Origin of the sequence: Fundicoccus culcitae, assembly GCF_024661895.1 — a bacterium.
GTDB lineage: Bacteria > Bacillota > Bacilli > Lactobacillales > Aerococcaceae > Fundicoccus_A > Fundicoccus_A culcitae.
The window spans coordinates 1,461,129-1,478,011 of the sequence record NZ_CP102453.1 but is presented as its reverse complement, the minus strand read 5'-3'; the positions used below and the strand labels follow the sequence as shown (position 1 = coordinate 1,478,011).

Genomic DNA, 16,883 nt, shown 5'->3' with positions numbered 1-16,883 from the left:
GAAAGGAGTAAAGTGATTTTGACAGAAGAAACAAAAGTAAATATTACTGCTGAGCGTTTACATAAATTGATAAAAGATAAACTTGTTCTAGCCGGTTTACCCGAAGAACAAGCCGAAGAAACAAGTAATCATTTAGTTTATGCAGATATGATTGGTGTTCATTCACATGGAGCAGTACGAGTTGAATACTATTCTGAACGTATAAGTAAAGGTGGAATCAACACGAATCCACAATTAGAATTTGAACAAACTGGACCAAGTACTGCCATCTATCACGGTGACAATGGCCAAGGCCACTTTGTAGTAAATAAATCCTTAGAAGATGTGATTAGGCTAGCCAAAGAAAGTGGTGTAGCCGTAGTTGGAATATCTCGTGTCGGACATACTGGGACGTTGTCTTATTATTTACGAAAAATAGCCAAACAAGATTTAATTGGAATTGCTGTGACTCAGTCTGATCCAATGGTAGTTCCATACGGAGGAGCGGAAGTGTACTATGGTACAAATCCCATTGCGTTTTCGGCACCTACAGCTGGAAATGATCCGATAGTGTTTGATATGGCAACCACTGTACAAGCGTGGGGTAAAATTTTAGATGCACGATCAAAAGGAAATGAAATTCCAGACACTTGGGCTGTAGATGCTTCCGGGACACCTACTACTGATCCTCATAATGTTGCTGGTTTGGTACCAATAGCGGGACCTAAGGGCTATGGATTAATGATGATGGTAGATATTTTAGCTGGAGTTCTTCTTGGTTTACCATTTGGTAGCAGCGTATCGTCCATGTACCATGATTTATCTGAAAAACGGAATCTTGGACAGACTTTTATTGTGATAGATCCTAGTCGCTTTAGAGATATTGAAGCATTCAAAAATGATATAACACAAACTATTGATGAATTACATAATATTCCAACCGCTCCTGGTTTTGATCAAGTTTATTATCCAGGTGAACTTAGTTTGATAGCAATGGAAAAATCACAAAATGAAGGTATTGATATTCCAAAATCAATTATCGACTATTTAGAATCTAATGAAATTTTTATTAATTCTTCAGACCATAAAGGGATTTTTGCAGATTAAAAAAACGCTAAATCATTAAATTTACAAAAATGATTTAGCGTTTTTTCTAGGGTTGGTTGCTTAATTCAAGAGCCAAGCGAATATCTAAAGAAGCCTCAGGGTCATTTACAGAAGTACCGAGAATTTCTTCACAACGATTAATTCGATATTTGACTGTATTACGATGAATGAACAAATCGCTGGCAGTCTGTGTAATTTCACATTGATTTTTTAAATAAATATCTAAAGTCTTGCGTAAATCAATCAAGGATTCTTCTTCAGGATAAGCCAGTTCTTTTAACACAGATTTGCAGTAATAAATTAGGGTGTTTTGATTTAAATCACTAAATAATTGTAGCATGCCTTTTTCTTTATAAAAAATAATTGCGTCTTGATTAGAATTTTTTATTCTATCATTATAAGCTAATTTTGCTTGAGCATATGATTGTTCGATTTGCTCGGATTTGGTTACCGAATAACCAACGTGAAATAAAAGTTTGCTATCAATTAAGTTTAGAATGTTATTAGAAATAGATTCAAGTTTATTCGAGATTTCTGAATCTGTTTCTTGTAAAATTAGTACAATTTCCGGAATTTCAGATCTATAAATGACGACGGCGTTACTAAAGTATTTATTAATATTATTTCGTAACCACACGTAAGATAAAAAGAATTTCTCACTTTCTTTAACGGTATATGCTCTTTTAGTTTCCCCAACCATCTCTTGGCTAATTATATGAATGACTTTATAAAAATTGGATTGGATATAACCATAGCCACGAGTCCCTTGAAACCAACTAATGTCATTAAATGATGTTGGGACTTGCGGATCTAATAAATCACTAAATAAATGTGCCTCTGTAGCATATAATGATTCATCTACTTTCTGATTTTTATACAAATTGAATTGAAAGACTAATGCAGCTTGTTCGATAGCGAAAATTGAAGTGGGAAATGGAATTTTTTCGGAATCTACTATAATTAAATAATGTGAAAAATAAGTATGAACTCTTATTTCATGTACAGAAACATTACGCAATTTACCATCTAGATCCGTAATTAAAAAAGAACCATGTATACGGTTGGTTACTTTCCTTTCATTTAATATACTTGTTACACAGTGTTCAGCTCGATCTTGATGATTTTTAAAATATTCTGATTGAGCAATAATTTGATTAAATGGATCAAGTAAAATAATTGAAGTTTTTATAATGCGACTCAGTTCACTAACTAGTAAATCATTTGAAGCATCTTGTACGAGCAAATTTGAGAAACTTTTTTGAATGTCTAACGCAAAATCAATTTCTTCACGACGGTTTTCTAAGACTAGATTCATAATTTGGTGTAACAATGAACCAAGGGGATAATGGTCAGGGATAATAATTAAGGGAAAACTAACTTTATTTGCATAAGCAATGACATCTGAATCAATTTCATTTAAAAAGCGATTTACTTTTATGCACAAGCCAATTGATTCAGCACGTATTAGAGAATCAATAAATGGAATTAGGTTTTCTTGTTTATTTTTAAAAACCATACCTGTTGATAAAATTAAAACATTTTTTGGTATAAATTTTTCGACATCAGGTGTTTCAGTAATCTCGACAGATTCAATAATACGATCATTTATTGAACTTTCATCTGTTATGAGCTTTAAATCAGAAAACCTAGGCGTATCTAACAAGGTTTTTAAGGAAATCATGCAATGCTCCTTTTTATAGTTTTATAATATGAAATGCAATAGTATAACAATTATACAATAAAGAAAATCAAAAATGAAATTCTTTAAATCCTTATATGAAAGGATTTTGAACAAGGTCCACATTATCCCACCAAATATCGTTGTTCATAATGAATAAAGGACAGAGATAAAATGGTAGAATCAAACAATGATTCTGTAAACGGTTTAAATTAAAGTTAACATAAAGGATTTTTAATATTTAATCAAGGAGGAGTAAAATAAATGGTAGATATTCAATCTAATGAAATAGAAGAATTAGTTGAATGGCTTTCAAATATTTCTGAAGATGGGGAAGGAGTAACTCGCTTATTATATAGTCAAGAGTGGATTGAAGCGCAGAGTCAATTAAAAGAAAAATTTGAAGAATTAGGAATGGATGTTGAATTTGACGCGGTAGGTAATTTGTTTGGAACAATCAAAGGAACTGATGAACCAGAAAAAATTATTGCGACAGGATCACATATTGATACAGTTGTCAATGGCGGTCGTTTAGATGGACAATTAGGTATTTTAGGTGGCTATTTGGCTATCAAACATTTAATTGAAAAAAATGGCGCACCTAAAAAATCTCTGCAAATTATTTCAATGGCAGAAGAAGAAGGTTCACGTTTTCCTTATGCTTTCTGGGGATCAAAAAATATTTTTGGTATAGCAAACAAAGAGGATGTCGCTAATATTGCGGATAAAGATGGTGTTAAATTTGTCGATGCTATGCATAATGCTGGATTTGATTTTTTAGAAACAGCACCAAAACATAATGACTTAGAAGCCTTCATTGAACTACATATCGAACAAGGTAACTTTCTTGAGGAAGAAGGAGCATCAGTTGGTATTGTAAATAGTATCGTTGGACAAAAACGCTATGATGTAGTTTTAAAAGGTCAAGCAAATCATGCTGGGACTACCTTAATGTCATATCGAAAAGACACAGTTGAAGCCTTTTCTAGAATTGCAGTTAATGGAATTGACAAAGCTAAAGCGATTGGGAATCCTTTAGTACTTACCTTTGGTCGGGTTAATCCATTACCAAATACAGTGAATGTCGTTCCAGGAGAAGTTTCATTTTCAATTGATTGTCGTCACACGGATCAAAATGCCTTAAATGAGTTCACTGCTGAATTAGAAGAAGATATGAAACGCATTGCAACCGAAATGGGTATCAGTATAGATATTAATTTATGGATGGATGAAGCCCCTGTACCAATGGACGAAAATATTATTCAAACGATTGAACAGGTTTGTGTAGAAAACAAATTAAACTATAAAGTTATGCATTCAGGGGCAGGACATGATGCACAAATTTATGCACCTCGTGTTTCTACAGGAATGATTTTTGTTCCATCAATTAAAGGGATAAGTCATAATCCGGCTGAACATACTGAAACTTCAGATATTATTCAAGGAATTGAAGCACTAAAAAACAGCTTAGAAAAATTAGCGTATTAGATTAATAAGGAGTATTGATAAATATGACAGAAGAAACACAAAAAAGCATTTATCCACCAAATTATTGGAAACGTATCGTATTTACCTTTTTTATGGGATGGCTAGTTATTTGGATTTATCGTTCCATGTTATCACCAGTATATGATGAAATTCAATTAACAATAGGACCACAATCAAATACCGCAATGGGATCTATTGCATCAATGTATTTCTTTGGATATACCGCCATGCAAATTCCATCAGGTTTTTTGGTTGATAAATTTGGACAAAAGAAAGTATTAATTCCAGGATTTATTGTTTTCGCTATAGGTGTAGCGTCAATTGGTTTTGCGACTAATATTACGATGATTTACATTGGTTCAGTTTTAGCTGGACTTGGTTGTGGATGTTATTATGGTTCAGCTTTCTCATTAACAACGCAACATGTTCCTCAAGATAAAAAAGGTGTAGGAACAGCCATTGTAAACTCTGGTTCTGCTGTAGGTATGATCATTGGTATGATTGGATCATCATTTCTTGTTAAATCTTTAGGAATGCCATGGCAAGTTTTACCAGTAATTTCAGCAAGTTTAATTGTTCTGTTAATAATTTGGTTTGCTACTAAATTGATTAGTCCAAAAGCAGAAGAAGCTACTTTAAAAACTGAAACAGGTTCGAATATCCAAGAAGAAATTAAAGAAGTGCAAGCGTCTAAAGGTAGTTTATTTAGACCAGAACTTTTAACCGTTTATTTACTATACTTTACAACTTGTTATGCATACTATTTAATTGTGACTTGGTTACCAGACTTTTTAGCTTCAGAACGTGGAATTGAAGGAACAATGATTGGTTTCATTACTTCAATGATTGCAGTAACAGCCATTCCAGGAGCCTTGTACTTCTCACGTAAATCTGATCAAAGAAGAGACTCAAAAAAACAAATAATTATCTTCTTATCACTAGTATCGTTTGTCTTAATTGCGTTGTCTATGTTTGCACCAGGAGAAATTTCATTATCTATCATTCTTTTACTTTACGGATTTTTCGGTAAGATGGCTGTTGATCCAGTTCTAATTTCTTATTTATCAGATATGGCTGATGAAGGAAAAGTAGCTTCTACATTAGGCATTTTCAATTTCTTCGGAATGGCGTCATCAGTAGTTGCACCTGCATTAACAGGGTATATTATGGATAAGACTGGTTCTGGAGAATGGGGCTTCTACATTGGAGCATTTTTCTTAATTTTAGGAACAGTTGTGTTTTATCTAGGAAATCGCAAAACAACGACCGCATAATTAAATAAATATCCAAAACGCGTTTTGTAATTAAATCATACAAAGCGCGTTTAGTTGTTTGCATAGTTAATTCAGTTGTGAAATCCAAACAATAATTTCATTATACAATTCAATGCCGATTGTTTCTTCATGAGTACGATCAAAATCATGTTCATTAAGATCATAAAGTTTTAAAGTTGCATTTGGGTGTATGTTTGCAAGTTGTCGCGATTGTCTAGTTGGCACATCAGGATCATTAGTCGCAGCTGCCAAAAATAAGGGTGGTAAGCTTTTGATTGATTTTTTACTAATTGAAAATTCACGTTTTTCATCCATAGAACCCAACCAATCTCCATTTTGTCTTGCTGATAGATAAATTAAGTAACGATTAGGGTCTTGATTAATACTTATAGATTTATTATCTATCATTGGAGCAATTATTGATTGTTCTACTAATGGATATTGTAAATAATGTTGACTTGGAAACGAAAAACTAGCATCTAATAAATTATAGTATCCATATAATGATATTATTCCTAGTGGTTGGTTGGGTAAGTTGTTAGAGTATTCACCAGCAGAAAATGCAAGATAGCCACCAGCAGAACGCCCCATTATGACATATTTTTTACAATCTATAGTTGCTAGATAGTTATGGGTGAACCATTCTAGAATATTATTAACAGCTCCAACGATTGTTGACAGACTACTTTCAGGTGAAAGCGGATAATCAACAGCTAATAACGAAAATCCAGACTCGGAAAAGAGTTGGTGATATTTATTAGGAAGGTCTTGACGGTTCCCAAAGATTAAACCGCCACCATGAAAATAAAGTATGGTTGTTTTAATTTGATTGTTGTTTGGAGTGTAAAGGGTAGCTTGTAAATCAACACCTTTAAGATTGAACATATTTAATGTTTGTTGACTATAGGTTGTCATTTAATCACTTCTTCCAAAGGTAATTTATCGTTATTTTAAGATTTGAAATAGGAGAAATCAAGCATAAGAAGGCAGCAAACCAAATTTTTAGACAGTATGAATAATAGCTCAGATATGTTTAGTAAAATTGAACATTGGGTTATGCTTGGAAGCGCTGTAATATAGTGGTAATAAGGAGGAGTCATCTATATGTTATATTCAGTAATTAAAAATAGTTATCAAGATTCAATAAACTTAATGTTATTGACAAACGAAGTCAATGCACTTGAAGGGGTCAACCAAGGTCAAGTGATGATGGCGACGGATGCCAATAAAACAATGATGAAAACAGCAGGTTTGTATACCGATGAAGTGGAAGCAGCAGGTCCCAATGAAATGGCAATTGTAATAGATGCCAACGATGAATCCATCATCGATGAGGTGTTGACCACAGTTGATCAATTCTTAGAAGATTTATCATCAAAAAGTGAAAAGAGCACTTATGAAGAAGTGGATAATTGGGCGGATGCACTAGAAACTTTACCGGACGCAAATTTAGCCGTTATTTCAATTCCAGGAGAATATGCAGCTGATGAAATTGAGCGTGGTTTAAATAATGGCTTAAATGTCTTTTCTTTTAGCGACAATGTTTCGCTTGAAGATGAAATTAGATTAAAGAAAAAAGCGCATGAAAAAGGCTTGTTATTAATGGGACCTGATTGTGGGACAGGTGTTATTTCTGGTGTTCCAATCGCTTTTACCAACGTTACGACACCAGGTAACATCGGTATTGTTGGTGCTTCCGGTACGGGTATACAAGAAGCGGCTACCATTATTAATGAATTAGGTGGTGGCTTGGTTCACGCCATCGGGACAGGCGGTCGTGACTTACATGAAGAAGTTGGAGCGATTACGATGCTTGATGCCATTGCGGCATTGGATGAGCATGATCCAACGGATGTTATTTTAGTTATTTCAAAACCACCTGCAGAATCAGTACGGAATAAAGTGCTACAAACCTTACAATCCATCAGTAAGCCAGTGGTTGCAATCTTTTTAGGTGAGAAACCAACCGAACATGTTGGAAATGTTGCATTAGCTTATACTTTAGAAGAAGCTGCCCGTATGGCCGTTGATTTAGCGAACGGGGAAGAAATCAAAGCGAATTATGCGCAACCACTTGATTTTGACGTAGATACCATTTTACCCGAAGGTAAAACCTTAAAAGGCTTATACTCTGGCGGAACCCTAGCGAATGAGGCGGCTACATTAATTGCTGATGCCTTAGATTTAGGCGGTATTCAATCTGAGCATGGCTATATTTTAAACACTAAAGGTTTTCAAGTAATGGATCTTGGTGATGATATCTATACCCAAGGTAAACCACATCCAATGATTGACCCTGAAGTACGCGTTAATAAATTAAAAGAAGTTATGCAAGATGAAACAACAGGTGTTGTCCTGATTGATGTCGTATTAGGTTATGGTTCGCATTCTGATATGGCTGGTGCATTAGCGCCATCAATCAAAACAGCTCTAGAAGAAGCTAAAGCGGCCGGTAGAGATTTTTATGTGATTGGCTCGATTGTTGGGACACCTCAAGATCCACAAGATTATCAAGCAACACTTAATACATTAGAAGAAGCGGGTGTCATTGTTGCACCTTCCAATGAACAAGCTGTGCGTTATGCCCTAAAATTAATGGGGAAAGAAGTGGTGTTTCCTGATAAACAATTTGTCGCATATACTGGCGAAAAAGTTGCTTTAGAAACAGTCAGTGAATCAACACATGATTTATTTAATACAGCACCTCGCGTCATCAATATCGGATTAAAAAGCTTTACTGAACCAATTTTAGAATTCGGAGGACAAGCCTTACAATTTACTTGGAGACCTCGTGCGGGTGGCAACAAGAAGTTAATCCGGATCTTAAATGAATTAGAAAATCGTAAAGAAGAAATTGATGAGGCGAATAAAAAAGTTGTCCAACGACTCATCAATTCACAACCAATTTTAACCGACGTCCGTCCAGCTTATGAACTTATTCCGGAACTAGATACCGATAAAAAAATAATTTTACACGCTGGTCCGCCAATTAAATGGGAAAATATGACTGGACCGATGCAAGGTTCTTGTGTAGGTGCTATGTTATTTGAAGGTTGGGCTGAAAATGAAAGTGATGCTATGTCTCAGCTTGAAAATGGCGAAGTTGAATTTATTCCTTGTCACCATGTAGGTGCTGTTGGACCGATGGGTGGAATTACAACTAATAACTTCCCAATGCTATTAGTGGAAAATCAAGCAGATGAATCCGAAGAGGGTTCACGTGGTATGTGTATCATGAATGAAGGTATTGGAGAAGTGCTTCGTTTTGGTGCATACTCAGAGGCTGTCGTTAATCGCTTAAAATGGATGCGCGATGTCTTAGGTCCAGTACTAGGGAAAGCGATTCGTTCACTTGAAAATGGTATAAATATCAATGTTATTATCGCTCGTGCAATTGGTATGGGAGATGAATTCCATCAAAGAAATATCGCTGCTTCTCTTGTTTTCTTGAAAGAAATTACACCTTCCATTATTGCCCTAGAAGATGTTGACGCTAAAGAAAAAGAAGAAGTTATTCAATTTTTAGCAGACACCGATCAATTCTTCTTGAATATTGCTATGGCAGCTGGAAAAGCCATCGTCGAATATGCACGGAAAATTAAAGAAGGTACCATTGTTACAACCATGGCACGTAATGGTGAAAACTTTGGCGTACGTATCGCAGAAACGGGAGACACATGGTACACCGCCCCTGTCAATACACCCGATGGTTTATACTTTACAGGTTACTCTGCCGAAGATGCGAATAAAGATATTGGTGATAGCGCGATTACAGAAACCATTGGACTCGGTGGGATGGCAATGATAGCCGCACCTGGAGTAACGCGTTTCATTGGTTTAAGCGGTCTTGATGATGCGCGTCGTATTTCGGAAGAAATGGAAAAAATTACAGTTGCCAATAACTCTACTTGGGCGATTCCTAACTGGGACTTTAAAGGTAGCGTTGTGGGTATAGATATCCGCAAAGTGGTTGAAACAGGGATTACACCCATTATTAACACAGGAATGGCTCATAAAAAAGCCGGTGTTGGTCAAGTAGGTGCCGGGACTGTTCGTGCTTCATTAGGTAGCTTTGAGGCTGCTCTGATTGGTTACGCAAAAGCAGTGGGCATCAATGTGGATTAGGTCAAGCTGTACTTATAGCACACTAACCCAACGAATACTGTTACAAAAAAGTAGTTCACATACACGAATCCATTCGGTTTTCCCGAATGGATTTAATTTAAATGTTAACGGAACCCTCGTTTACGTCAGCTCATTTCAAGAGGGGATGCAATCTGCCATCGGATTAGCCCTCGATTCTAAAACCTTTAAAACAATAAAACCTCTAATAAATATCCCTACTATAGTCCGAATAAGAAACCATCAAATGGTGTTCTATACGCGACCAGAAATCATAACGCTAGAATTAACTGCGTGTGAGGAAAAAGATCTATCCATTATATCAATAGCCAAAGAAAAACTGTTAAAGAGTGGCTTATTAGAGCGACTTAAAGATATGAACGTATATTCTCGCTCAGGTTTTTCAAAAAACGACAGGTTAGATTTATCATTGAAAGAGCTTCTTAAAAATCCGGTATGGGACGTGAATGCTTTACAAAATCTCATTGGTGCTGGTCCAGGGCTAACGCCTTCAGGTGATGATTTTTTACAGGGAATGATATTTATTGAGAAGGTTTTAGGGGTTGAAAATAAGCTTCATTCGTTAGTGGAGGAAGGACTGAAGGTACGATTGACGACGGATGTGAGTTTATCTTACTATCAGGCAATTTTCGAAGGTTATGCAAATGAGCCGCTAATTAATCTGTTGCAGAGCATTCAAATGGGCTCTGAGATAGGGATACAAAAGGCATTGAATCATTTGCAAAATTATGGCGAAACGTCAGGTTATGATTTATTACTGGGCATATTAGTCTATTTACAAAAATTAAAGGATGGGATGATGTTATGAACAAACGAATTGTGGTGGCACTTGGAGGAAATGCTATTTTAACTGAGGATCCAACGGCTGAAGGTCAACAAGAAGCCCTACGTTTCACGTGTGAAAAGCTAGTTGGATTAATTAAACAGGATTATCAATTAATTATTTCTCACGGGAATGGCCCGCAAGTTGGGAATTTGTTATTGCAACAATTAGCAGCTGATTCAGAGAAGAATCCTGCACTACCCTTGGATACTTTAGTGGCGATGACACAAGGGAGTATTGGGTATTGGATTCAAAACACCTTAAAAAAGGCCCTTACATCAATCAATATCAACAAACACGTCGCTTCGGTAATCACACAGGTTGTAGTAGATGAAAATGACCCTGCTTTTTCAGAACCGTCCAAACCAGTAGGCCCTTTTTTCACAGAAGAAGAAGCAAGTCGTGCCAGCATAGAAACCGGTGATGTTTATGTGGAGGATTCAGGGAGAGGTTATCGTAAAGTTGTCGCTTCACCTAAACCCATTTCGATTGTCGAATATCCCGTGATTAAACAAATGATTGATAATGATATTGTGACGATTTCAGCTGGCGGTGGCGGTATTCCTGTTATTGAAACGGAACATGGGTATCAAGGTGTTGAAGCAGTCATTGATAAAGATTTTGCTTCGGCCAAATTAGCGGAACTAGTAGAAGCCGATTATTTATTGATTTTAACGGGTGTGGACAATGTTTATGTCAACTTTAACCAACCGAATCAAGAGAAATTAGAAGAAGTTACGGTGACCCAATTAAAACAATGGATCGATGAAGAGCAATTTGCCAAAGGTTCCATGTTACCAAAAGTGGAGGCGGCTATCAATTTTGTTGAAAATCGTCCTGGTGCAAAAGCCGTGATTACTTCATTGGAAAATGTGAACAACTTCTTTGAAGGTGGTTCAGCGACGGTCGTAAGTAATGACTAAAACAAAAAAATCCGCTAAGTGATTAGCGGTTTTTTATTTTATACGGGGGTATTTATTTGACTTGAGGTTCAAAGGTTTTTACTTCGTTATAAATATCTCGGTCAATGGCATCCACGCTATTAGCGACGAGTAAGGAGACAAGAACATCATTATTTACATTGAGGAAAGTTCGGAACATGCCGGCGAACCAATCTACACCAATGATGAGAGCGATGGATTCGACGGGTAATCCAAGAGAAGAAGCCAGAAATGTCGCAACTACTGCAGAACCACCGGGAACGGTAATTGTCCCAAGGGTTAACATGATGGCTAAGAATATTCCAACGACTAGTTGGATCCAAGTTAAACTAACATCAGAAGCTTGTTGCATAAAAAGAATCATAATAACATAACTCATAGCAGCACCAGCACTTCCTGAAGTCATACCAATACTCATTGTGAAGTTTGCGACGTCTTCACGAATACCGAATTTTTCTTTACTGTCTTTAAGTGCAGTTGGGAAAGCAATAGCGGAACTTGTTGTCGTTAAAGCAATTAGGGACATATCTACGAATTTTTTAGGCATTAGTCTTGGATTAAGTTTGCAAATTGCACTGGTAAAGAAAATCATAAAGACCATAAAAATTACGACACCTATAAATAAGGTCCCTAAATATTTCATCATGGGTATCACTACACTAAAACCAATGGTTCCAGCAACATCTGCTAGTAATGCAAATATACCGATAGGGGCTAATTTCATGACCATTTGGATAATATTTAATGTCACAGAGTTTGTGTGTTGTAAAACTTTAAGGAGGGTATTATCTTTGGAGGATTTGGTCCATTGATTTAATCCAACGCCAAAAAGAACTGAAAAAACAATGATTTGAATCATATTACCTTCTGACATGGATGCAAAAATATTAGTTGAAACAAAATTAGTTATAGTTTCTTGGAAGCCGATAGTCACCGTTTCTTCAGCTGAGTATGCTTGTTCAATAACCATGCCTTCGCCTGGTCGTATCCATGTTGCTAACAGGAATCCAAGTAGTGCTGCCAGTAAGGTACAAAAGATTATCCATCCAAAAGTCCGAATTCCGATTTTTAAGCCAATAGCTTCATCTTCATTTTCAGTCCCCATATTCCCGATTGCGGTAATGACTGAGGTCATAACTAACAGTACAACTGACATTTGGATCAAACGAATAAAGATTGTTCCAATAAATTGTAAGTTATGAGCCCATTCTCCGACTAACGCACCAAATAAGATACCAGCGATGGTAGCAATAATGATTTGTGTCGTGAGAGATAATTTATATTTCTTCATAATCGTCTCCTATCTTATTGTAAATTATGTAATAGATATATCTACTAAAATCTCCTTTCATTAAGTAACTATTCTCAAACCTAAATATTTACTTAATTATACAAATCATAATAAGCGGTTACATTGTTGATGATATACAATGATTTAAGTATTATTATTCATAATGTATAAAATGAATAGCGTGGAATTTATTAGAAGATAGAAGTGAATATGGTTGAGGATGAAGGCGGGAAGAAGGTAATGATGCGGTGAAGTAGGAAGCGATAGAGTTTTGGTAGGTGGCGAAGAAGTAGTGAGGCTTCGCCAGCAAATAGGTTAGGTGGCGAAGAAGTAGTGAGGCTTCGCCAGCAAATAGGTTAGGTGGCGAGGAAGTAGTGAGGCTTCGCCAGCAAATATGTTAGGTGGCGAGGAAGATAGTGTTGCTCGCCGGCAAATTAAATAGATGGCGAAGCGATGTAGCCGCCTCGCCACCAAACTTATAAATGGTAAAAAATTATTTAATTAATTATTTATTTATACTGACGTAACTGTTCTATGGCCTATTTACTACAAAATACGTACTAACACTTTTATAGATTGGTTTAAAGTACGAACTAAGATAAGTTCTAATCGTTCGCTTACTGATTTTCTCATCTATCAACTCATAAATATTTTTAGTTGACACCATTTCTGGATGTTTATAGAATAAATAACTGAGCTCAATTGCATGACGATAAATAATCTCACCATTTTTTTCAGTTGTCCCACAATTACGACATTTCACATAATCATGCCTAAATTCCATGTCATACTCATGACACTTCGGACAATAAATCCCTTTCCGCAACTGCCCAAAATCCTCCGGTGCCATTGCCTCAAACGGAATCCCATAGCTCGTCTTATGCGTATTCAACACCTGTATCACATCCCCCAGCTCCCAATCCGGCATCGGCGCCACCCGCGGTAACCCCTGAAGATATCGCTTCAACTGATCCCGCTTCACCACCTTTGCTTGTACTGGCACTTCAATAAAAACCTCATTATGCTGATTAATAAATATCATTGCGGACGTCACTTGGATGTGGGGATCAATCCCTTGCGCAATGTTACGTATACTATTTGTTCGATTGCTGAGCGTAAGGAAATTATCACCATTTAATTTTAAATCATTTAACCAACCTTCACCGTGACCATTATAGCGATAAATCCCATCATAATTTTTCACATCTATCACTATCCACTGATACGATGACAGCAAGATAAAATCAGCCTGCATCGTATAGTCGTCTTTAAACCAATAGTTGATTACTAACACCCAATTACCAGGTTGGTATTCATTAAACCATTTAATAAATTCTAACTCACCTTCATAACCCTTAGATAAATATTTTCGTCTTTTTTCCATTTTTTTATTAGGAAGCGCCTGACGCTTTTCCATGAACTCCAACACTATCAGCTCATCACTTTTCTCCAATTTTTGCATGTTCTCACCTCCTTTTTTTAACCTTACATATATAAATACACAAAAAATGCCTAATTCCACTTTTTTATTTTTAAATATTTATATTTTCAAATGGAAAATGAAAAAGCTGGCGGAGGAGTACTTGACTTTCGCCACCTAATCAAATAGGTGGCGAGGGAGATAGAGGTGCTCGCCGGCAAATAAGATAGGTGGCGAAGACAAAGGTGACCTTCGCCACCCAATCAAATAGCTGGCGAAGAGCCAACATGCCTTCGCCACCTCAGCAACCATACCGACCTATCCCCACAAAAAAACAGCCCCGTAAACGGGGCTGCAAGGGCTGCTAAGCGAAAACTTACTAAATCATCGCCATTATCACAAAATTCAACACAAACAAGGCAATCGAGACCCAAATAATCCAGTGCACGTCACGTGCTTTGCCTTGGACGGTTTTGACTAAACCATAAACGATAAAACCGGCGGCAATCCCGTAAGAAATCGAGTAGGCCAATCCCATAAAAATAGAAGCAAAGAAAGCGGGGGCGGCTTCGGCGAAGTCGTTCCAATTAATGTCTCCAAATGAGGCGACCATCAAAATCCCCACGATGATTAAAGCCGGTGCTGTCGCAGCAGATGGCACCACGCTAATGATGGGGGCCGCGAAAGCAGACAATAAGAAACATATAGCGGTCACGACGGACGTTAACCCTGTCCGTCCACCTGCACCAATACCAGCTGCAGATTCGACGAAGGTTGTGGTGTTTGATGTTCCGAATAAGGCGCCGATAATCGTTCCGATAGAGTCAGCGAACAGCGCTTTGTCCATCTTGGACGAAAAGCCGGATGAATTTTCTAATGCGCGCTCATCTTCGGCTGAGAAAATGCCTGAACGACGACCTGTACCGATAAAGGTTCCGATGGTGTCAAAAATATCGGATAAAGAGAAGGAGAAAATGGTCATCAAGACTAAGGGCATGCGCGACATATCGCCAAACAAGGATGGTAAACCTTCGGGTTTGAAAATCACTAAGAATGTTTGGCTTAATTCACTAAAGGCGTTACTTAAAGAATTACCGGCAAAGTCAATGGCACTTAAATCAACCACGCCGACTAGAATGGCTAACAATGTAGTCGCAACAATCCCAATTAAAATATCGCCTTTCACTTTTTTCAGCATCAAAGCAATGGTTAAAGCCAAACCAAACAAAGCAATCAGCACGCTAGGATCAGTAAAATCCACTAAAGCTGGCAGCGTGCCTGAATTGGCGACAATCGTGTCAATCCCATTAGAAAGATCAGCCACGTCAGGCGCAGCGTTATTTATTGAAATGATTTGATTGCCTTCAATCGTAAAGCTCAACAAACCGGCATTTTTAATCCCAACATATCCGATAAAGACCCCGATACCCGCGGAAATGGCGTGTTGCAATGAGTCGGGTATGGCGGTAATTAAGAGTTTACGGATTTTGGTTACCGTCAGCAAAACGTTTAAAATCCCACATAGAAACACCATGGATAAAGCTTCTTGCCATGTAAAACCGAGGCTGAACACGACGGTGTAAGTGAAGAAGGCGTTGAGTCCCATGCCGGGTGCTAAGGCGTAGGGAACATTGGCGAACAAACCGATGATTAAGGTTGAAACAGCTGCTGCGAAAATCGTGGCTAAGAAGACTGCTTGGCTAGGCATGCCGGATAAAGATAAAATGGCTGGGTTGACGAAAATGATGTAAGACATGGCCAAAAAGGTTGTAATCCCCGCTGTTACCTCGGTTGCGACGGTTGTGTTGTTTTCCTTCAATTTAAAAAAGTTTTCCACTAGGAACCTCCTAAGAATTAATAAAGGAATTATAACAAAACCTTAAAGAAATACAATCCTTTCTCAAACCTTTTTAAATAAATATCTCCGAACGTTCGTGTTTTTTGCTAAAACAGCTCACGGGATGTATGATATAATAAAGCGTAACAATTAGCGAAGGAGGTACCGTTATGGGAAAAGAACAAGCCTTTATTATTGGCGACATTCACGGCATGGATCAAGCCTTAGACGACATACTCAAAAAATGGGATAAAGCCAGTCAGCAATTGGTTTTTGTGGGCGATTATATCGACCGTGGTCATAATTCAGCTGCGACCCTCCAAAAAGTTTATGCCTTGAACCAAGAAGAGGGCGCCATTTGTTTGCGCGGCAACCATGAACAATTATTGTTGGATTTCTTGGATCATCCCATGATGAATTGGAATCTTTACAAACGCAATGGCGGAACGACGACCATCAGCAATATCCTAGAAATTCCAGAACTTCAAATAAATACCTTCAGTGCCAAGCGGATTGCCAAAGAAGTCATGCAAACTTTGCCGTGGTTAAGAGATTGGCTCAGTCATTTGCCTTATTATTATACGTTTGGTGAATTTATCGTTGTGCATGCGGGGGTTGATTTAAGCCTGACCGATTGGCGTCAAACCAAGCCCTTTGATTTTATTTGGATTCGCGAACCTTTCCATTATAAGGATAATCACACAGGGCATACCATTATTTTTGGGCATACCCCAACCATGATGCTGCATCAAAATTTCAATGATTTTTCTATTTGGCAAGAGGATCGCAAAATTGGCATTGATACGGGAGCTGTTTACGGCGGCCGTCTAACCGCTATCGTTATTGATGCCCATACTGTATTAGAAACGTATCAAATTGAGACACATAAGGAGAATTAGTAG

At 37.3% G+C, this 16,883-nt stretch carries 12 protein-coding genes; 7 read left to right on the top strand and 5 right to left on the bottom strand.

The genetic code is table 11. The annotated features are described in order from the left end of the window. The first annotated feature begins 15 nt into the window (after positions 1-15). Entirely contained in the window at positions 16-1,086 is a 1,071-nt protein-coding gene (allD, locus tag NRE15_RS06645; protein WP_390887195.1) for an ureidoglycolate dehydrogenase, read from the top strand. A gap of 46 nt (positions 1,087-1,132) precedes the next feature. Here allD and NRE15_RS06640 read toward each other — a convergent pair whose 3' ends face one another. Next, positions 1,133-2,767, bottom strand: coding sequence for a PucR family transcriptional regulator (locus tag NRE15_RS06640; protein ID WP_313794808.1), 1,635 nt, complete (start codon positions 2,765-2,767; stop codon positions 1,133-1,135). Between the two features lie 261 nt (positions 2,768-3,028). Between NRE15_RS06640 and allC the strand changes: the two genes are divergently transcribed. Both allC and NRE15_RS06630 read left to right on the top strand, forming a co-directional pair. After that, positions 3,029-4,252, top strand: a complete 1,224-nt coding sequence (allC, locus tag NRE15_RS06635) for an allantoate deiminase (protein ID WP_313794807.1) — start codon at positions 3,029-3,031, stop codon at positions 4,250-4,252. Positions 4,253-4,275: 23 nt separating this feature from the next. Continuing rightward, entirely contained in the window at positions 4,276-5,526 is a 1,251-nt protein-coding gene (locus NRE15_RS06630) for an MFS transporter (RefSeq protein WP_313794806.1), read from the top strand. Between the two features lie 66 nt (positions 5,527-5,592). On the opposite strand, the gene NRE15_RS06625 is transcribed toward NRE15_RS06630, so the two are convergent. Then, positions 5,593-6,441 carry an alpha/beta hydrolase family protein gene (locus NRE15_RS06625; protein WP_313794805.1) on the bottom strand — a complete coding sequence of 283 codons (849 nt, stop codon included), beginning with the start codon at positions 6,439-6,441 and terminating at the stop codon, positions 5,593-5,595. Positions 6,442-6,630: 189 nt separating this feature from the next. Here NRE15_RS06625 and NRE15_RS06620 point away from each other — a divergent pair, with 189 nt between their 5' ends. The 3 genes from NRE15_RS06620 (at position 6,631) to arcC (ending at position 11,415) form a co-directional block, all read left to right on the top strand. Next, positions 6,631-9,651: a bifunctional FdrA/YlbE family protein gene (locus NRE15_RS06620; protein WP_313794804.1), complete on the top strand. Its 3,021-nt coding sequence runs from the start codon at positions 6,631-6,633 to the stop codon at positions 9,649-9,651. A gap of 145 nt (positions 9,652-9,796) precedes the next feature. Continuing rightward, positions 9,797-10,477: a DUF2877 domain-containing protein gene (locus NRE15_RS06615; RefSeq protein ID WP_313794803.1), complete on the top strand. Its 681-nt coding sequence runs from the start codon at positions 9,797-9,799 to the stop codon at positions 10,475-10,477. Beyond that, positions 10,474-11,415, top strand: a complete 942-nt coding sequence (gene arcC, locus NRE15_RS06610) for a carbamate kinase (RefSeq protein WP_313794802.1) — start codon at positions 10,474-10,476, stop codon at positions 11,413-11,415. The genes NRE15_RS06615 and arcC overlap by 4 nt, the downstream gene beginning before the upstream one ends. 52 nt (positions 11,416-11,467) lie before the next feature. On the opposite strand, the gene NRE15_RS06605 is transcribed toward arcC, so the two are convergent. From NRE15_RS06605 to NRE15_RS06595, 3 genes are all read right to left on the bottom strand, one after another. Next, positions 11,468-12,724, bottom strand: coding sequence for a dicarboxylate/amino acid:cation symporter (locus tag NRE15_RS06605; protein WP_313794801.1), 1,257 nt, complete (start codon positions 12,722-12,724; stop codon positions 11,468-11,470). Between the two features lie 532 nt (positions 12,725-13,256). Then, positions 13,257-14,186 carry a nuclease-related domain-containing protein gene (locus tag NRE15_RS06600; RefSeq protein ID WP_313794800.1) on the bottom strand — a complete coding sequence of 310 codons (930 nt, stop codon included), beginning with the start codon at positions 14,184-14,186 and terminating at the stop codon, positions 13,257-13,259. Positions 14,187-14,523: 337 nt separating this feature from the next. Next, entirely contained in the window at positions 14,524-15,981 is a 1,458-nt protein-coding gene (locus NRE15_RS06595; protein WP_313794799.1) for an NCS2 family permease, read from the bottom strand. A 170-nt stretch (positions 15,982-16,151) separates the two neighbouring features. Between NRE15_RS06595 and NRE15_RS06590 the strand changes: the two genes are divergently transcribed. After that, positions 16,152-16,880: a metallophosphoesterase family protein gene (locus NRE15_RS06590; RefSeq protein WP_313794798.1), complete on the top strand. Its 729-nt coding sequence runs from the start codon at positions 16,152-16,154 to the stop codon at positions 16,878-16,880. The last annotated feature ends 3 nt before the right edge of the window (positions 16,881-16,883 follow it).